This is a genomic window from Streptomyces sp. NPDC127098, from assembly GCF_042722465.1.
Taxonomy (GTDB): Bacteria; Actinomycetota; Actinomycetes; order Streptomycetales; family Streptomycetaceae; genus Streptomyces; species Streptomyces millisiae.
Map to the genome: position 1 here is coordinate 109,074 of NZ_JBHXFJ010000008.1, position 15,130 is coordinate 124,203.

Below are 15,130 nucleotides of genomic sequence, written 5' to 3' on the forward strand. Positions count from 1 at the left end.
GGGTCAGACGACGAGGCCGTGCTCGCGCAGGTACTCCAGCTGCGCGAGCACGGACAGCTCGGCCGCCGGCCACACCGAGCGGTCCACGTCCGCGTAGACGTGCGCCACGATCTCGGCCGCGGTGTGGTGGCCGGCCTCGTAGGCCGTCTCCACCTCGGCGAGCCGCTTGGCGCGGTGCACCAGGTAGTAGTCGATCACCCCGACCGGGTCGCGCAGCACCGGGCCGTGCCCCGGCAGCACGGTCCCGAGCCCCTCGCGCTCGCTGAACTCGCGCAGTCGGCGCAGCGAGTCCAGGTACTCGCCGAGCCTGCCGTCCGGGTGGGCGATGATCGTGGTGCCGCGGCCGAGCACCGTGTCGCCGGTGAGCAGCGCCCCGTCGGCCGGGATGTGGAACGAGAGCGAGTCGGCGGTGTGCCCCGGGGTGCCGACCACCTCGATCTCCAGGCCGGCCACCCGGATCACGTCGCCGCCCGCGAGCCCCTCGTCGCCGAGCCGCAGCCGCGGGTCGAGCGCCCGCACCGGGCTGCCGGTCAGCTGGGCGAACCGGGGCGCGCCCCCGGTGTGGTCCGCGTGGCCGTGCGTCAGCAGCGTCATCGCCACGCGCCGGCCGGCCGCGGCCACCGTGTCGGCGACGCGCCGCAGGTGCGCCTCGTCCGCCGGGCCGGGGTCGACCACCACGGCCTCGGCGGAGCCCGGCTCGGCCAGGATCCAGGTGTTGGTGCCGTCCAGCGTCATGGGCGACGGGTTGGGCGCCAGCAGGCAGACGGACCGCTCGGTGGTCGGCCCGTCGAGCACCGCGTCGGCCGGCCGGCCCGGCAGTGCGGACGCGTCGGTCATGTCGTGCGCTCCCCACTCTCCTCGCCGCCCGCTTCCGGTTCCCTGGGCAGCCGCTTCTCGAACTCCTCATACCCGGGCCAGCTCAACACCACCTCGTCCCCGACCAGGCTGGCGCGCGCCAGCACCGGCTCCGGCTCGCCGCCGGCGGCGGCCGCGGCGAGCGCGGCGTCGACCGTCCGGTGCGGCAGCAGCCGCCGCAGGGTGGCCACGGTGGGCGGCATCATCAGCAGCTCGCGCCGCTCGTAACGGGCTATGGCGAGGGCGGGCGACAGCCAGCCGGTGTGGTCCGCCTCGGTCGAGGCGTTGCGGGCCCGCTGGCCGGGCGGGAGCGCGGCGACGAAGAACCAGGTGTCGTAGCGGCGCGCCTCGAACTCCGGCGTGATCCAGCGCGCCCACGCCCCCAGCAGGTCGCCGCGCGCCACCAGGCCGCGCCGTGCCAGCAGCTCACCGAACGGCGGCGGCGCCTCGGTGACCGCCTCGGGGACCACCTCACCGACGAGCCGGCCGGGCTCGGCGGCCGGCGCGGCGAGCAGCACGCCCGTCTCCTCGAACAGCTCGCGGACCGCCGTGTACCGCACGGACTCGTCGCCCGGGTCCATGGCGCCGCCGGGGAAGGCGTAGGCGCCGCCGGCGAACGCCATCGAAAGACGCCGGCGCAGCAGGAACACCTCGAGCCCGGCCGCGCCGTCCCCGCCGTCCCCGCCGTCCGCTCCGTCTCGCAACAGCAGCACGGTCGCCGCCACCCGCGGCACGACGGGCGTCAGCTCGCCCCGCGCCAACGCCCGGATCCGCTCCGGCCACTCGGGCGGGAACCACTGCCCGCCGCCACCCGCACTCCCCAGACCCATGCATGGATGCTACGGGCGCGTGCATCGATTCCGGATCCCGCGGCCGTCTGTTCTCGTGACAGCTGTTTCCGTGACAGCCGCACCACGAAGGAGACCCCCATGACCGGCTCGATCCGCTCGTCCGTCCCGCGCCGGGCGCTGCTCGCCGCCGCCGCGATCGCCTCGGCCGCCGTGCTCGCCGTGCCCGGCACCGCCTCGGCGGGCGGCAACGGAGTGCTGGAGGTGGCGCCGTACGAGGCCGTCGAGATCGACGACCAGCACCTGATGGCCCTGCTGCCCGAGGGGCGGCAGAACTACGTGGTCTCCCACCCGGACTACTTCACCGAGAGCCTTGAGCAGGCCAGGCAGCAGGTGGGCGCCGGCATCCGGCCCGACAGCATCAGCGTCGGGACGCAGCGCGTGGACGGCGAGACGATTCTCGTGCACGGCGCCTGGCGGCTCGACGAGCGGCCGTCCGAGATCGTCATCGTGCCGGAGGGGGTGGAGGGTTGGGGCTACGTCGCCCAGCCGGTGACGCTGGAGGGCGATCCGGGCTGGGGCGCCTACTACGCCTCGGCGGACACCTTCGGCGGCGACCTGCCCGAGTCGTTCACCGTGGTCGCGTACGACCAGGACCACGAGCCGTTCGACGAGATCGAGGTCACGCCGTGGCCGTGAGGCCGGCGCGATGACCGACGCGTGCGCCGAGGCCGACTTCACCGCGTTCGCCGTCAGCCGCTGGCCGCGGCTGCTGCGGACGGCCTACCTGCTGACCGGCGACCACCACGACGCCGAGGACCTGGTGCAGGCCGTCCTCGTCAAGGCGTACGTGAAGTGGCACCGGATCGGGGAGGCCGCCGACCCCGACGCCTACGCGTGGCGGATGCTGATCAACGCGCACCGCGACCGGGCGCGGCGGGCCAGGCTGCGCGAGTGGCCGCTGCCGTTCCTCCACGAGGAGGCGGGGGCGGCGGGTCGTGGCGCCGACCCCACCGAGGGGGTAGCGGACCGGGACGCCCTGGTGCGCGCGCTGCGGCGGCTGCCGGCGCGCCAGCGGGCGGCCGTGGTGCTGCGCTACGTCGAGGACCGCTCGGAGACGGAGACGGCGCGGCTGCTCGGCACCCGGGTCGGCACGGTGCGCAGTCAGGCTTCCCGGGGCCTGGCCAAGCTGCGGGAGGACGGGGCGGTGCGCTCGCTGCGGCCGGTGCTCGCCGAAGGACGGGAAACGGAGGTGGTCGCCGATGCCGCGCGGCGACGGGTGTGAGGACGCCGAGCTGATCGGCGAACGGCTGCGGGCCGCCGCCGACGCGCTGGTGCCGGGGCCGGCGCCGGTGGCCGAGCTGCTCGACCGCGGTCGCCGCGCGAGGCGGCGCCGCCGGCTGGCGACGGCCGCGACCGCCGTGGCCACGGCCGGCGCCTGCCTGGCCGCCACGCTGCTGGCCCTGCCGGACGGCGCGGCGCCCCCGCCGGCCCCCGCGCCTCCGGTGGCGCCGGCCCCGTCGCCCGAACACGTCCGGGTGGCAGAGCCGGGCGAGGAGGTGACGGTGGCGCCGGACGTCACGGTGCGGCTGTCGCCGGACGAGGACTACCGGCTCAGCGTCTCGGGCGACCCGATGGGGACCACCGGGGCCGAGTCGCCGGCGGCCTCGACGTCACCCCTCGAGGTCGCGCACTGGACCGTCTTCGGACGCGTCCTGTACCACGGCGTCTGGCGGTCCACGGACCCGCCGAGCCGGATCACCGTCGGGCTGGACGGACGGGAGTACCCCGCCACGCTGCTCGCCCTGCCGGGCGATCCCGGCTGGGGAGTCTTCTTCCTCGACGCGACGGACCTGACGGCGAGCCGGTCGGTCTCCGTCACCGCCTACGGCGCGGACGGCCGACCGTTCGCCTCGGAGAGCGTGGCGACGGGGCCGTGACGGGCCGACCTGGCGGTCTGAGCGCCTCGAAGGTCCGGCACCCGGCCGGGCGGAGGCCGCATCCGCGACCCGCCGGGCCGGCGAACGAGCCACGACGCGCGCGCCGCGCGCCGGACCCGCGAGCCGGTGGCCGGCAGGGCCGGCAGGTACCTCAGGCCCCATCGCCAACCGACGCACCGCGCCAGTAGGCCGACACCCCTCCGACCGCGCTCGCGACCGAGCCCACCCGGTGCCGCGCGTCGGAGCGGCGACGGCCCGCGAGCCCGGCGGCCGGCAGGGCCGAAGGGCGCCTCACGCCGGCCGCGAACCGGCGCTCCGCGCCGGGAGGCCAGCGCTCCTCCGACCGCGCTCGCCACCGAGCCCACCCGGTGCCGCGCGCCGGACTGGCGGCGGCCGGCAGGGCCGGAAGGTACCTCATGTCCGCCACCAACTGGCGCTCCGCGGCGGGAGGTGTCGTGCTCGCCTTCGACCGGTCGATCCACACCCACCCGCGCTCCGCGCCGAGCCCGGCGGCTGAGCACAGGCGGTGCTCGGCCCACCCGGCGTCACCGGTGCCCGTCCCCGCCAGACGCTCGCGGCCGAGCCCGCCCGGCGAGGGCGACGCGGCGGTCAGGCCGTCGCGGCCAGCGGGTCGGTGGCCAGCGAGCCGGCGGCGAGCCTGAGCAGCGTGCCGGCTGTCAGGGCCGTGCGGTCGGGGATGTCGGCGACCAGGACGTGTTCGTGGCGGGCGTGCGCGCCGTCGCCCGTGGCGCCCATGCCGCACAGGACGGGCCGGCCGAGCGCCGCGACGAAGTTGGCGTCGCTGCCGCCGCCGACGAACAGTTCGGCCAGCGGCTCGCGGATGGCCGTGGCGACCTCGTCGGCCAGCGCGAAGATCCGGCGGCCGGCCGGGCCCGGCAGCATCGGGGGGCGGTTCCAGCCGCCGTCCACGGTGACGGTGACCCGGGGGTCGGACGCGCCGAGGCCGGCCAGTACGCCGTCGATCCGCGCGCTCTCCTCCGCGCTGCCGACCCGCACGTCCACCAGGCAGTCCGCCCGGCCGGCGATCACGTTGCGCGCCGTGCCGCCGCTGATCCGGCCGACGTTGACCGTCGTGCCCCGGTCCAGGTCGGCCGCCGCGACCAGGTGTTGGATCACCTCGGCCATGCCGTGGACCGCGCTCGCGCCCTTCGTCGGGTCGAGGCCGGCGTGTGCCTCGACCCCGGTGGTGGTGAGGTTGAAGATGCCGACTCCCTTGCGCCCGACCTTGATGCCCCACTCGCCGCCCGGCTCGAGCACCAGCGTGGCCAGGGCCCCGTCCGTCGCGCTCTCGATGTACGGCCGGGAGACGACGCTGCCGGTCTCCTCGTCGCCGTTGAACACGAAACGCACGGTGGGGCACGGCAGTCCGAGCTCGCGCAGCTCCCGCAACGCCCGCAGCGCCCAGATGCCCTGCACCACGCCGGCCTTCATGTCGAACACGCCGGGGCCCGAGGCCCGCCCGTCGACCACGGTGAACGGCCAGTCGGCCGCCGTGCCGGCCGGCCAGACGGTGTCGTAGTGGCCGACGACCGTCACCAGGCCGGCGCCCGGGTCGCCCGCGTACTCGGCCTCCAGCACGTCGCCGAGCTCGGGCTGGCGGTGTCGGACGAGGCGGTCGGGCCGGCCGAGCCGCTCGTCGAGCAGCTCGGTGATCAGGTCGGCGGCGGCGTCGAGGAGCGCCTTGTCCTCGCTCGGGGACTCCTGCTCGACGAGGCGCCGCAGGTCGGTCAGGTGGTCGTCGAGCCGCCCGGGCTCGCGGCACCACTCGGCAAGACGTGACAGGTCGGGTGCGGGGGCTGGCGCGGGTGCGGGCATGGTCTTTCGGTTCTCCGGTGGATCGTGGCGTGCGGGTTGTTCGGTACGGACGGGAGGTCAGGGGGTCGGCGCGCCCGGGCCGAAGGGGATGCCGAGCGCGTACCAGCCGAGGAAGAGCACCGTCCACACGGCGAGCATCGAGATCGACACCGGCAGCGTCAGGGACATGAGCGTGCCGATGCCGGCGCGCGGCCGGTAGCGGCGGACGAAGCCGAGGCAGAGGACGAAGTAGGGGCTCATCGGCGTGATGGCGTTGGTGCAGGAGTCGGCGATCCGGAACAGCGCCCAGGTCGTCTCGGGCGCGACGTCGAGCAGCATCAGCATCGGTACGAACACCGGGCCGATCAGGGCCCACATCGCGGATCCGCTGGTGAGGACCAGGTTCATCAGGCTGACCACGAGGATGACGCCGACGAAGATCAGGGTGAGCGGCACGCCGGAGGAGTCGAGCAGCCGGGCGCCGCTGATGGCCATGACCTCGCCGATGCCGGTCCACCTGAAGTAGGCGAGGAACTGCGAGATCGCGAAGAACAGCACCAGGATCGGGGCGAGTTCGCGCAGTCCCTGGGCCATCAGGTCGGGGATGTCCCTGGCCTCGCGGACCGCGCCGACCGCCCGCCCGTAGGCGACGCCGGTGGCGAAGAAGAGCAGCGAGAGGAAGACGGCGACGTTGTGCACCAGCGGCGAGTCGATGACGGCGCCGTGCTCGCCGCGCAGCGGTGAGCCGGTCGGCAGCGCGGCGGCCGCGATGGCGGCGACCAGCACCAGCGCCGTGTAGCCGGCGTGGCGCAGCCCGCGGCGCTCGTCGGCGCTCAGCGACAGGTCGGGCAGCTCGTCGTCGCCGGTCGGGTCGCCGCTCGCCTCGCCGCTCGCCTCGCCGGTGCCTTCGGTGTCGTCCGCGGCCATCTGGGCGACGCGGCGGCTGAGCAGCGTCTCGGCTACCACCGTGACGACCAGCGCCAGCACGACGGAGGAGGCGAGCGAGAAGAAGTAGTTGGCGACCGGGGTGACCGCGTACTCGGGGTCGATGGTGTGGGCCGCCGCCGTGGTGAGCGCGGCGAGCGTGGCGTCGGACGGGGTGACCAGCGGGCTGGCCGCGTGGCCGCCGGAGACCGAGACGAACGCGACCACGGCGCCGAGCACCGGGCTGCGCCCGATGGAGCGGTAGGCGATGGCGCCCAGCGGGATCATGACCACGAACGCCGCGTCGGAGGCGATGTGGGCGATCATGCCGGTGAAGGCGATCATGAAGGTGACGGCCCTGACCGGCACCCGGGCCAGCGCGGCCCGCAGCATGGCGGTGAGCAGCCCGGCCTTGTCGGCGACCGAGACGCCGAGCATCACGACGAGGACGACGCCGAGCGGCGGGAAGGCCGCGTAGTTCTCGATCAGCCCGTCGAGCATCATCGTGACGCCGGCGTCCGAGATCAGGCTCTTGACGGCGACGGTCGCGCCGTCCGTCGGCGACTCGGCGGACACGCCGGCGGCGTTGAGCGCCCAGCTCAGCACGAGCAGCACGCCGCTGAGTATCACGAAGAGCCAGAAGGGATGGGGCAGTCTGTTGCCCGCCCGCTCGATGACGCCGAGCACGCGCAGGGTGACGGCTATCGAGCCGGTGGGGCGGTCCCCCGCTGTCCTGGTCTCCACACCCGGAACCTCTCTCGTCCGATGGTCAACCACCCGGGCGCACGCTTGGCGCAGCAGGTGGCGTATTGCGCCATCATGAGACGCCACTGTGAATGAATGTGTCAATGGCTATGCGCTTCGCGGTTGTTTCGCCCGCGTAACTTCCCGGCGATGGACGCGCCCCCTCCCGCGCCGACTAGGATCGACGCCATGCCAACGGCCACCGTCACCACCCGGCGGTCATCGAAGCGCCCGGAGGAACGGCTGCTCGACGACGTCGACCTCGATCTGGTCGCGGCGCTCCAGATCGCGCCCCGCACCCCGGTCAACGCGCTCGCCGAGGTGCTGGACAGCTCGGCCAGCACCATCGCGCGCCGCCTCGGCAGGCTGCGCTCCGAGCGGCTGCTGCGCGTCGTCGGCCGCCTCGACTGGCCGCTGATCACCACGGAGAACCCGCGCCAGGTGTGGATCAACTGCGTGCCGGGGCGGTCGGCCGAGGTGGCGGGCCACATCCTCGAACTGGCCGAGGTCCAGACGCTGTTGCTGACCACGGGCAAGGCCGACATCTACTGCACGGTCTACCCGCTGCTCGGCACCGACATCTTCGACCTGCTGACCAACCGGCTGCCCGGCATCCCCGGCATCGTCTCCACCGAGTCCCAACTGGTGCTGCGCGCCCACACCATGGGCCAGAGCTGGCGGCTGCACCGGCTCGACGCCGAGCAGACCGAGCGGCTGCGCGAGCACGCCGTCCAGGTCACGGGCGAGCGGCTGACCTCGCCTGAGCAGCTGTCGGACCTCGAGCGCAGCGCACTGGAGCTGATGGCGGCCAACGGCCGGATCACCGCCGCCGACATCGCCCGCGAGCTGGGCGTCAGCCGCTCCACCGCCTACCGCACCTCACAGCACCTGCTGGAGTGCGGCGCGCTGTGGCCGCGGGTGGAGATCGAGCCGACGCTGCTCGGCTACCCGCTCAACGCCCTGGTGTCGCTGACCGCGCAGCCGCAGGCCATCCCCGAGCTCCTCGACACCCTCGGCGGCCACCCGTCGGCGCGCTATGTCTCGATGGTGGCCGGCTCCTCGTCGGTGATCCACTACGGCGTCTACCGGGACGAGGAGGACCTGGCGCGCTTCATCACCCACGATCTCGGGGCCTTCCCCGGCGTCACCGGCGTCGACACGTGCGTCGGCGTCCGGGTGCTGCGCCGGCACTGGACCGCGCGGGACGGGGTGCGGCTCGGCCCGCGCCTGGACGGCTTCCTGCGGCGGGGCGGGCACGACACACGAGAGCCCGGTGACGGTCACTGACCGCCTCCGGGCAGAAGAAAGACCTGCGAGGTGGGCTCCCTGCGCCGGCATGACCCGGATCAGGTGGTGGAGGTCGCCGTTGGTCCGTCTGCTCGACCTTCGGCCTCTCAGCCCGACCTTCGAATCTCGGTCCGATCTGGTCTCTAGCCAGTCTTCCGAGTGATCTCCGGTTCGAACTCCCTCGCTCGCCCCACAGGCACTTTCTACGATAAAACGACCCATACCCCCCGTCAAGCGGCTGGCTCGCCGGGGCCCCCGCGGAACATCGCCCGGAACACCCGCCGCGCCACGGCCTCCGGATCCTGCCCCGGGTCGCGGGCCTCGGGCAGCGCGCCGTCCAGCCAGAGGCCGGCGAAGCCGTGCGCGGCCGACCAGGCGGCCAGGGTGACCGCCCGGTCCCCCGCCGGCTCTGCCGAGAGGCGCCGCGCGCCGGCGGCGAGCACGGCACCGGCGCGGTCGCGCGCCGCGACCAGCGCCGGATCGTCCGGCCGGTAGAGCTCGGGGCGGAACATCACCGCGAAGTGCGCCCGGTGGCGCACGGCGAAGCGCACGTACGCGACCCCGACCTCCTGGAAGTCCCCCTCGGCCGCCCGCGCCTCCAGCGCGTCCGCGAACAGCTCGTACCCCTCGGCGGCCACGGCCGTCAGCAGCCCGGCCTTGTCCCCGAAGTGGTGCACGGGCGCGGCGTGCGAGACCCCGGCGCGGCGGGCCAGCGCGCGCAGGCTCCAGCCGGTGGGCCCGGACTCGTCGATCGCCTCCAGCGCCGCGTCGATCACGGCCCGGCGCAGGTTTCCGTGGTGGTAGCCGCTCGCCTGACTGATCTGCCGACTGATGTGCCCCACGCTCCCTTCCTCTCCCGACACCCGGTCTTTCCACTGACAAGTTATAGTCGACGCCAGGATCTTTCCAATGACAAGATTTGGGGTGGGCAGATGGCTCCCTTCGTCTTCCTGGTCGGCGGGTTCGCCGTCCTCAGGCTCCTCGGCCTGGTCGGCGTCGACGCGCTCGACGCGTGGCAGCCGGCGCTGCGCGGGGGCCTCGCGCTGATGTTCCTGGCCACCGGCCTGGCCCACTTCGTCCAGCCGAAGCGCGACGAGCTGATCGCGATGGTCCCGCCGGCCCTCCCCCGGCCCCGGCTGCTGGTCGACCTCACCGGCGGTCTCGAGCTGGTCGGCGCCGCCGGCCTGCTGATCCCGCCGGTGGCGCCGTACGCCGCACTCGCCCTCGTGCTGCTGATGCTCGCCATGACCCCGGCGAACGTCTCGGCCGTACGCCGCCGCCTGCCGGGCGCCACGCCGCTGCCCACCCGGATGGCGCTCCAGGTGGTCTTCGTCGGCGCCGCCGTCGCCGCGGCCCTCTGACGCCGGTCCCTCAGGCCGCGCCGCTCCTGGCGAACTGCGCGGCCTGGATGCCGTACATCTCCGCGTACCTGCCGCCGCCCCGCAACAGCTCGTCCGGCGTGCCGGACTCCACCAGACGCCCGCCGTGCAGCACGTGCACCAGGTCCGCGTCCCGCACCGAGGCCATCCGGTGGGTGATCAGCACCACCGTCCGACCGGCGTCGGCCAGCGCCCGGATCCGGTCGAAGACCTCCTGCTCGGCCCGCGCGTCCAGCGCCGCCGTCGGCTCGTCGACGATCAGGATCGGCGCGTCCCGGTAGGCGGCCCTGGCGATCCCCAGCTTCTGCCACTGCCCGCCGGAGAGCTGGTGACCGCGCTGGAAGACGCGGGACAGCAACGTCCCCCAGCCGTGCGGCAGCCCCGCCACCACGTCGCCCGCGCCGGCCTGGGCCGCCGCCGACTCGAGCCGCTCCTCGCTGATCGGCACCGCCGTCCGCCCCACCGCCACGTTGACCCGCGCGGTGAACGGCCAGCGGTAGAAGTCCTGCCCGACGACCGCGAACCGCGAGAAGAGGTCCTGCCGGTCGGCCGCCGCGATGTCCTGCCCACCGAACCGGATCCGGCCCGCCTGCGGCTGGTACAACCCGCACAGCAGCTTGATCAGCGTGGACTTGCCCGAGCCGTTCTCCCCCACCAGCGCCGTGACCCGCCCCACCGGGATCGTCAACGACACCCCGCGCAACGCCGGCGGCCCCTCCGTGCCGGGGAAGGCGAACGTCACGCCTTCCACCTCGATGGACTCAGGCCGCTCCGGCAACGGCGCCCCGCCCACCGGGATCTCCCGGCCGGTGGACTGCTCGACGATCTGGTGCAGGTCGGTCACGAACAGGCTGTCCTCGTGCATGGAGTTGACCTGCGCGATCAGGTTGTCCAAGGACGAGGAGCCGGTGCGGATCGCCACCACCGCCGCCCCGGCCGCCGCGACCTCCATCGCCCCCGACCACAGCAGGCCACCGAGCACCAGGTACGTCGCCAGCGCCGTGGTCCCGGTCAGCGCCGACGCGACGAGCCGGGTGCCGGCCGCCTCCCGCGCCAACCGCGCCTGCTCGCCCTCGTACGACTGCGACATCGCCCGGAAGTGCCGCAGCAGGAAAGGACCCACCCCGTGCACCCGCACCTCGGCCGCCGCGTCCGCCTCGATGATCAGCCGGGACAGCGTGTTCGCCGCCCGCGAGTGCTGCACCCACTCCTGGTACGACTGGTAACGGCGGCGCGCGATGGTCAGCGCCGACCAGGCGCTCGGCATCGTCATCAGCAACAGCATCGGCATCAACACCGGGTGCAGCACCGCCAGCACGCCGGCCGCCGCCGCCAGCGACAGCAGCGCCGAGATCACCCGCGTCCCGTGCCCGATCATCCGCCGCGCCGACGACGCCCCGAACTGCGCCGACTCCAGCAGCTTGTGGAACGCGTGGTCCTCGATCGCCTGGAGCTCGACCCCCAACGCCCGCTCCAGGTAACGCTCCTGCGCGTGCCGCTCCACCTTCGGCTGCAACGTGCCGTCCGCGTACGTCGACACGGCCCGCGCCACCGCGCCGACCGCCCCCACCACCGTCATCACCGCGATCGCCGGCATCGCGTCCCGTAACCCGTCGGTGACGTCCGCCGGCTCCAACAACGCCACCAGCACCGCCTGCACGCTCAGCAGCATCACCGCCTGCGCGACGCCCCGCGCCACCTCCGCCAACGCCACCGCCCGCGTCGCCCGCCGATCCGCCGCCCACGCGAGCCGCACGCTCATCGCCACCATCTGCGGCAGCCGCACCAGCGTGCGGCGCAACGTCAGCTCCAACACGGCGTCGTCGTGCCGCGACCACCCCATGTCGTACCGCAACCGCCCACCGAACAACAGCCGTTCGGACTCGGTGACGAACTCCCCGGACTCCTTCACCTTCCGGCCCCACATCGGCATCCCGCCCTCCACCCCTCGACGCACACCGTGACCATCCCAGCACGTCGGGTAGCGGCGGCGCATCCGAATTAACGAGGCGACCGCCGGTGGGCGAACTCGGCGAGCGCCAACGCCCCGGCCTCCACCACGGCCGACGCTCACCCTGCGACCTAGACTCTCGGGAAGTTCCGCTGGAGCCAGTGCTGCACCGTTTCGACGGTGGTCTGACCGTGCTGCCGGAGGACATCGACGATGTCTTTGCCGCATACAAGCGCTATGGGGTGACCATCGTCGTGTATTTCCTCCTGGACCTGCTTGTGGAAGTAGGACGTGGTCACGAGCACGCCGAAGTTGCGGTGCCTGAGGCGCGAGATGAGGCGGGACACCTCTCTCACACCGACCGAGTTGCTGGCGGCATAGCACTTGGCTTCGAGGGCGAAGTCGATGGTGATCGTGGCAGCTGGAGGCCCCAGGATGTACTGGCCTACCGCGTCCCGCCCGCCGTCGCGACTGGGGCGGGTGATGTCGCAGGCGCCGGTGCGGGGTGCGATGAGGCGCCATATGGCGACCGCGCAGGCTTCGAAGTCGTGCTCCCGGCCTCGGAAGTGGCTGCGGATGGCTTCGAGGATCGCGTTCCCCTCCTGATTCCCGGGAAGTTGATCAGCAGTCGAGCGTATGGCAGTGGTCGCCGGAGCCAACAAGGAACTGTATGTGCGCCCCGCAATCCAACTCGCCCAAGCCGGCGGGCAGTCGCCCTCCACCGAGCTGCCACCACTCAACAGGTGCTCGATCCACGACCGAGAGATGTGGCCCTCGTCCAAGACGGTGAAGCGGGCGCGGTAGTTCTGGAACCGGTCGCCGGCGCGCGACCTCCAGATGGCGGCGAGTTCGTCGTCCGGCGTGAGAGCCGGCCCGCCGGGCGCGAGTAGTCCCCGGAACCGCACGGCACGCCCAGCACCCGCCGCCTTCTCGAAGAGCAGAAAGGGCGGCACGTACCTCAGACGGTCTTCCGCCGTGCCATGAGACGCAGCGAAGGCGTCCCGCAGCAGTATGTTGCCTCCGGGAGCGGTGCCATGGAGATCCTGGCCCGGCTTCTTGTTGTCTCCGTAGTAGGTGAAGGTCCCTGTCTCCAGGTCCAGGTGATCGGGCCAGTCGACATCGGTGCCCGTCGTATACAGCACTGCCAGACGTACCGTGCGCTTGGCCGGAGAACCGGCGCTCCGGATCCCACCCTGGTTGCCGACCCCCCTGATCAGCGGGGCGATCGGGTCGTCCCCAAGGTTCCCCTTCGTCCCGCCGGCATAGACGGCGTCCACGACCAGGTCTGCAGTCGCCAGGTCCTCGAAGGCCACGTGGGGCTCAGCAGGGTCGACAAAAGTCATACGGTACGTCTATCACCCGGCTCGGACGCTCGGCCTTGGCTAGATTGCCCAACCGTGTCCGAGCAGTGGGTGGGGACGTCGCACGCCGCTCCAACGCCGCGTCCAACTGTCGACATGGTCGGGTTGACCATCCGTCACAGATTCCCCACAAACGACGCCCGGCACGTGCGAAAATCCACCCGGTCGCCATCGCCACCCGCAGGCTCCGCGCCGCCTACCGCGCGCGGGAGAGGAAGCCCAACATGGCCCTGCTGTCGTCGAGCCCCAAGTGGCCCACCGCTCCTGACTACTTCCACGACTGGGCGCTCGTGGATGTGGAAACCAGCGGGCTCAGGCCCGGCCGGGACCGTGTCCTGTCCCTTGCGGTTCTCACGCTCGACGGACTCGGCCGACAGACAGGAGAGTTCTCCACCCTCCTCAATCCGGGCTGTGACCCCGGCCCGGTGCACGTCCATGGCCTCACACCGGCGCGTCTTGCGGGCGCGCCCGCCTTCGAGGAGATAGCGCCGCAGGTGGGGGCGCTGCTCAGCAGTCGCGTCCTCGTCGCTCACAACGCGCAGTTCGACTACGACTTCCTGGCCCATGAATTCGCCCGCGCCCGTTCCTGGGTTCCCGTCAGCAGACGCCTGTGCACTCTGGCGCTCAATCGCCTGGTTGGGCCCGCGACGCCCGATCTGAAGCTGGGCACTCTTGCCGCGCACTACGGTGTGCGCCAGGAACGGGCCCACGATGCCCGAGACGACGTGCGGGTGCTCTCCGGCGTCCTGCGCGGCTCGCTGGGCGCCGCCGAACGTTTAGGTCTGCCCTTGCCACTGTTGACCTGCCCGCCTCGCCAGGACTACAAGCCCTATGTACCCAAGACCCCATGTGCTTACCGCAATCCGGGCCGCCTAGCTGCGGGCGGTCCGCTGGTGCAGGGGATGAAGGTCGCCATCTCCGGGGACACACACGTCTCCCGTGAGGAACTAGTCGCCCGTTCGGTGACGGCCGGGCTGAACATGATGACCTCGGTCAGCAGCCAGACGAGCCTCGTCGTTACCAACGATCCTGGCGCCGCATCCGACAAGCTGCGTCGCGCCGCAGCCGAGGCGATTCCCCTCGTGGACGAGCCGACGTACCTCCAACTGCTGGAGCATGTGCAGCCCGGCCAGGCCAAGGGCGCCGCCCGCGCTGGCGCCCCAGCGGAACGCCGCACAGCCCAGAGGGCTGGAAGCGCGTCGACTACACAGTCCAGGACCGCGCCGACCGTCCCAGCGCCGCGCACCACCGCACCGACCACAACCTCTGCCGGCGCGGACCGGACGCTCACCGGACGTCGGGTCCTGGTCCTGGGCGGCACTCACGGCGAGGCGGCGGCGGCACGCTCTCGCGCTGTCGAACTCGGAGCCTCCGCAGCGGTCAACCTGTCGGCAAGAGTGACCGATGTCGTGGTGCTTCCCGGCGGCGAATCGGACCGGCGCATGAGCCGCATCGCCTCTCTCGGACTGAGCCTGCACGCCGCCGACTGGCTCCTGGAAACCGCTCTTGCCCCATCGCCCGGGGCTACACCGCGCACGCCGGAAAACCCGCCGGACACGAGAGAAGTGCTGGTCCGAGGCGCCGTCATCGACCTGCCAGACAGCGACACAGCCTGGACGGTCGCAGCCACGTGGGACCAACACACCACCTGCGACGTGGACGTCGTCGCTTTTACACTCGACGATCGCGAGCAGGTGGCGGGGGATGAGGACTTTATCTTCTACAACGCACCCGAACACCCGGACGGCACCGTACGACTCGCCACGGACGGCCCGACGGAGCAGGCTGTCACGGCCCACCTGGAGCGACTTCCCTTGGAGGTCAGCCGGATCGTTGTCGCCGCCGCGATCGATGGCGTCGCCACCTTCTCCGACGTCGGCGCCATCGAGATCACCGCAACCTGCGGTATCGGCGCAGCCCCCACGGCCCGGGCTACCCTCGACGCCGCCACCACCGAGCGGAGCATGATCCTTGCCGAAATCTACCGCCGAGGCAATGGCTGGCGACTGCGTGCCGTCGGACAGGGCTACGACCACGGCCTGGCCGACCTAGCCCGCGGCTACGGGGTCGACGTCACCGAATGACC

At 72.7% G+C, this 15,130-nt stretch carries 13 protein-coding genes and 1 riboswitch; of the genes, 6 read left to right on the plus strand and 7 right to left on the minus strand.

What is annotated here, in order from left to right; all coding sequences use genetic code 11:
• Window positions 1-3 precede the first annotated feature (3 nt).
• Window positions 4-837, minus strand: coding sequence for an MBL fold metallo-hydrolase (locus tag ACFWI8_RS08200; RefSeq protein WP_387087203.1), 834 nt, complete (start codon window positions 835-837; stop codon window positions 4-6).
• On the minus strand, window positions 834-1,685 hold the full coding sequence (locus ACFWI8_RS08205; protein WP_387087205.1) for an NUDIX domain-containing protein: 852 nt from the start codon (window positions 1,683-1,685) through the stop codon (window positions 834-836). Before ACFWI8_RS08205 ends, ACFWI8_RS08200 begins: the two co-directional genes overlap by 4 nt.
• Before the next feature lie 99 nt (window positions 1,686-1,784).
• Here ACFWI8_RS08205 and ACFWI8_RS08210 point away from each other — a divergent pair, with 99 nt between their 5' ends.
• From ACFWI8_RS08210 to ACFWI8_RS08220, 3 genes are read left to right on the plus strand one after another with little or no spacing between them, the layout of a single operon-like run.
• Window positions 1,785-2,342: a hypothetical protein gene (locus ACFWI8_RS08210; protein WP_387087207.1), complete on the plus strand. Its 558-nt coding sequence runs from the start codon at window positions 1,785-1,787 to the stop codon at window positions 2,340-2,342.
• A 10-nt stretch (window positions 2,343-2,352) separates the two neighbouring features.
• Window positions 2,353-2,928, plus strand: coding sequence for a SigE family RNA polymerase sigma factor (locus ACFWI8_RS08215; RefSeq protein WP_387087209.1), 576 nt, complete (start codon window positions 2,353-2,355; stop codon window positions 2,926-2,928).
• A complete protein-coding gene (locus tag ACFWI8_RS08220; RefSeq protein WP_387087211.1) occupies window positions 2,906-3,583 on the plus strand; it encodes a hypothetical protein in 678 nt (225 codons plus the stop codon). The genes ACFWI8_RS08215 and ACFWI8_RS08220 overlap by 23 nt, the downstream gene beginning before the upstream one ends.
• A gap of 609 nt (window positions 3,584-4,192) precedes the next feature.
• On the opposite strand, the gene ACFWI8_RS08225 is transcribed toward ACFWI8_RS08220, so the two are convergent.
• On the minus strand, window positions 4,193-5,419 hold the full coding sequence (locus ACFWI8_RS08225; protein ID WP_387087213.1) for a M20 family metallopeptidase: 1,227 nt from the start codon (window positions 5,417-5,419) through the stop codon (window positions 4,193-4,195).
• Window positions 5,420-5,476: 57 nt separating this feature from the next.
• Window positions 5,477-7,066, minus strand: a complete 1,590-nt coding sequence (locus tag ACFWI8_RS08230) for an AbgT family transporter (RefSeq protein ID WP_387087215.1) — start codon at window positions 7,064-7,066, stop codon at window positions 5,477-5,479.
• A gap of 189 nt (window positions 7,067-7,255) precedes the next feature.
• Here ACFWI8_RS08230 and ACFWI8_RS08235 point away from each other — a divergent pair, with 189 nt between their 5' ends.
• Window positions 7,256-8,353: an Lrp/AsnC family transcriptional regulator gene (locus ACFWI8_RS08235; protein WP_387087217.1), complete on the plus strand. Its 1,098-nt coding sequence runs from the start codon at window positions 7,256-7,258 to the stop codon at window positions 8,351-8,353.
• A gap of 19 nt (window positions 8,354-8,372) precedes the next feature.
• Window positions 8,373-8,546, minus strand: a riboswitch (TPP riboswitch).
• A gap of 37 nt (window positions 8,547-8,583) precedes the next feature.
• Here the strand turns inward: ACFWI8_RS08235 and ACFWI8_RS08240 are convergent.
• Window positions 8,584-9,174 (minus strand): TetR/AcrR family transcriptional regulator, encoded by a 591-nt coding sequence (locus tag ACFWI8_RS08240; RefSeq protein WP_387087291.1) that lies wholly within the window; start codon window positions 9,172-9,174, stop codon window positions 8,584-8,586.
• A 111-nt stretch (window positions 9,175-9,285) separates the two neighbouring features.
• Between ACFWI8_RS08240 and ACFWI8_RS08245 the strand changes: the two genes are divergently transcribed.
• Window positions 9,286-9,714: a DoxX family protein gene (locus tag ACFWI8_RS08245; RefSeq protein WP_387087219.1), complete on the plus strand. Its 429-nt coding sequence runs from the start codon at window positions 9,286-9,288 to the stop codon at window positions 9,712-9,714.
• 10 nt (window positions 9,715-9,724) lie between these two features.
• Here the strand turns inward: ACFWI8_RS08245 and ACFWI8_RS08250 are convergent, their stop codons facing one another.
• Together ACFWI8_RS08250 and ACFWI8_RS08255 are read right to left on the minus strand one after the other, a co-directional pair.
• The gene (locus ACFWI8_RS08250) at window positions 9,725-11,665 is read right to left on the minus strand and encodes an ABC transporter ATP-binding protein (RefSeq protein WP_387087221.1); all 1,941 of its coding nucleotides are present in this window, start codon (window positions 11,663-11,665) and stop codon (window positions 9,725-9,727) included.
• A gap of 149 nt (window positions 11,666-11,814) precedes the next feature.
• Window positions 11,815-13,026: a restriction endonuclease gene (locus ACFWI8_RS08255; protein ID WP_387087223.1), complete on the minus strand. Its 1,212-nt coding sequence runs from the start codon at window positions 13,024-13,026 to the stop codon at window positions 11,815-11,817.
• A gap of 242 nt (window positions 13,027-13,268) precedes the next feature.
• Between ACFWI8_RS08255 and ACFWI8_RS08260 the strand changes: the two genes are divergently transcribed.
• Window positions 13,269-15,128: a TerD family protein gene (locus ACFWI8_RS08260; RefSeq protein WP_387087225.1), complete on the plus strand. Its 1,860-nt coding sequence runs from the start codon at window positions 13,269-13,271 to the stop codon at window positions 15,126-15,128.
• Window positions 15,129-15,130: the final 2 nt, after the last annotated feature.

Excerpts from the sequence above, each read along its gene's own strand:
- ACFWI8_RS08250 (WP_387087221.1), bottom strand. The coding sequence starts at position 11,665 with ATGCCGATGTGGGGCCGGAAGGTGAAGGAGTCCGGGGAGTTCGTCACC.
- ACFWI8_RS08260 (WP_387087225.1), top strand. The coding sequence starts at position 13,269 with ATGGCCCTGCTGTCGTCGAGCCCCAAGTGGCCCACCGCTCCTGACTAC.
- ACFWI8_RS08205 (WP_387087205.1), bottom strand. The coding sequence starts at position 1,685 with ATGGGTCTGGGGAGTGCGGGTGGCGGCGGGCAGTGGTTCCCGCCCGAG.
- ACFWI8_RS08220 (WP_387087211.1), top strand. The coding sequence starts at position 2,906 with ATGCCGCGCGGCGACGGGTGTGAGGACGCCGAGCTGATCGGCGAACGG.
- ACFWI8_RS08235 (WP_387087217.1), top strand. The coding sequence starts at position 7,256 with ATGCCAACGGCCACCGTCACCACCCGGCGGTCATCGAAGCGCCCGGAG.
- ACFWI8_RS08245 (WP_387087219.1), top strand. The coding sequence starts at position 9,286 with ATGGCTCCCTTCGTCTTCCTGGTCGGCGGGTTCGCCGTCCTCAGGCTC.
- ACFWI8_RS08215 (WP_387087209.1), top strand. The coding sequence starts at position 2,353 with ATGACCGACGCGTGCGCCGAGGCCGACTTCACCGCGTTCGCCGTCAGC.
- ACFWI8_RS08200 (WP_387087203.1), bottom strand. The coding sequence starts at position 837 with ATGACCGACGCGTCCGCACTGCCGGGCCGGCCGGCCGACGCGGTGCTC.
- ACFWI8_RS08255 (WP_387087223.1), bottom strand. The coding sequence starts at position 13,026 with ATGACTTTTGTCGACCCTGCTGAGCCCCACGTGGCCTTCGAGGACCTG.
- ACFWI8_RS08210 (WP_387087207.1), top strand. The coding sequence starts at position 1,785 with ATGACCGGCTCGATCCGCTCGTCCGTCCCGCGCCGGGCGCTGCTCGCC.
- ACFWI8_RS08225 (WP_387087213.1), bottom strand. The coding sequence starts at position 5,419 with ATGCCCGCACCCGCGCCAGCCCCCGCACCCGACCTGTCACGTCTTGCC.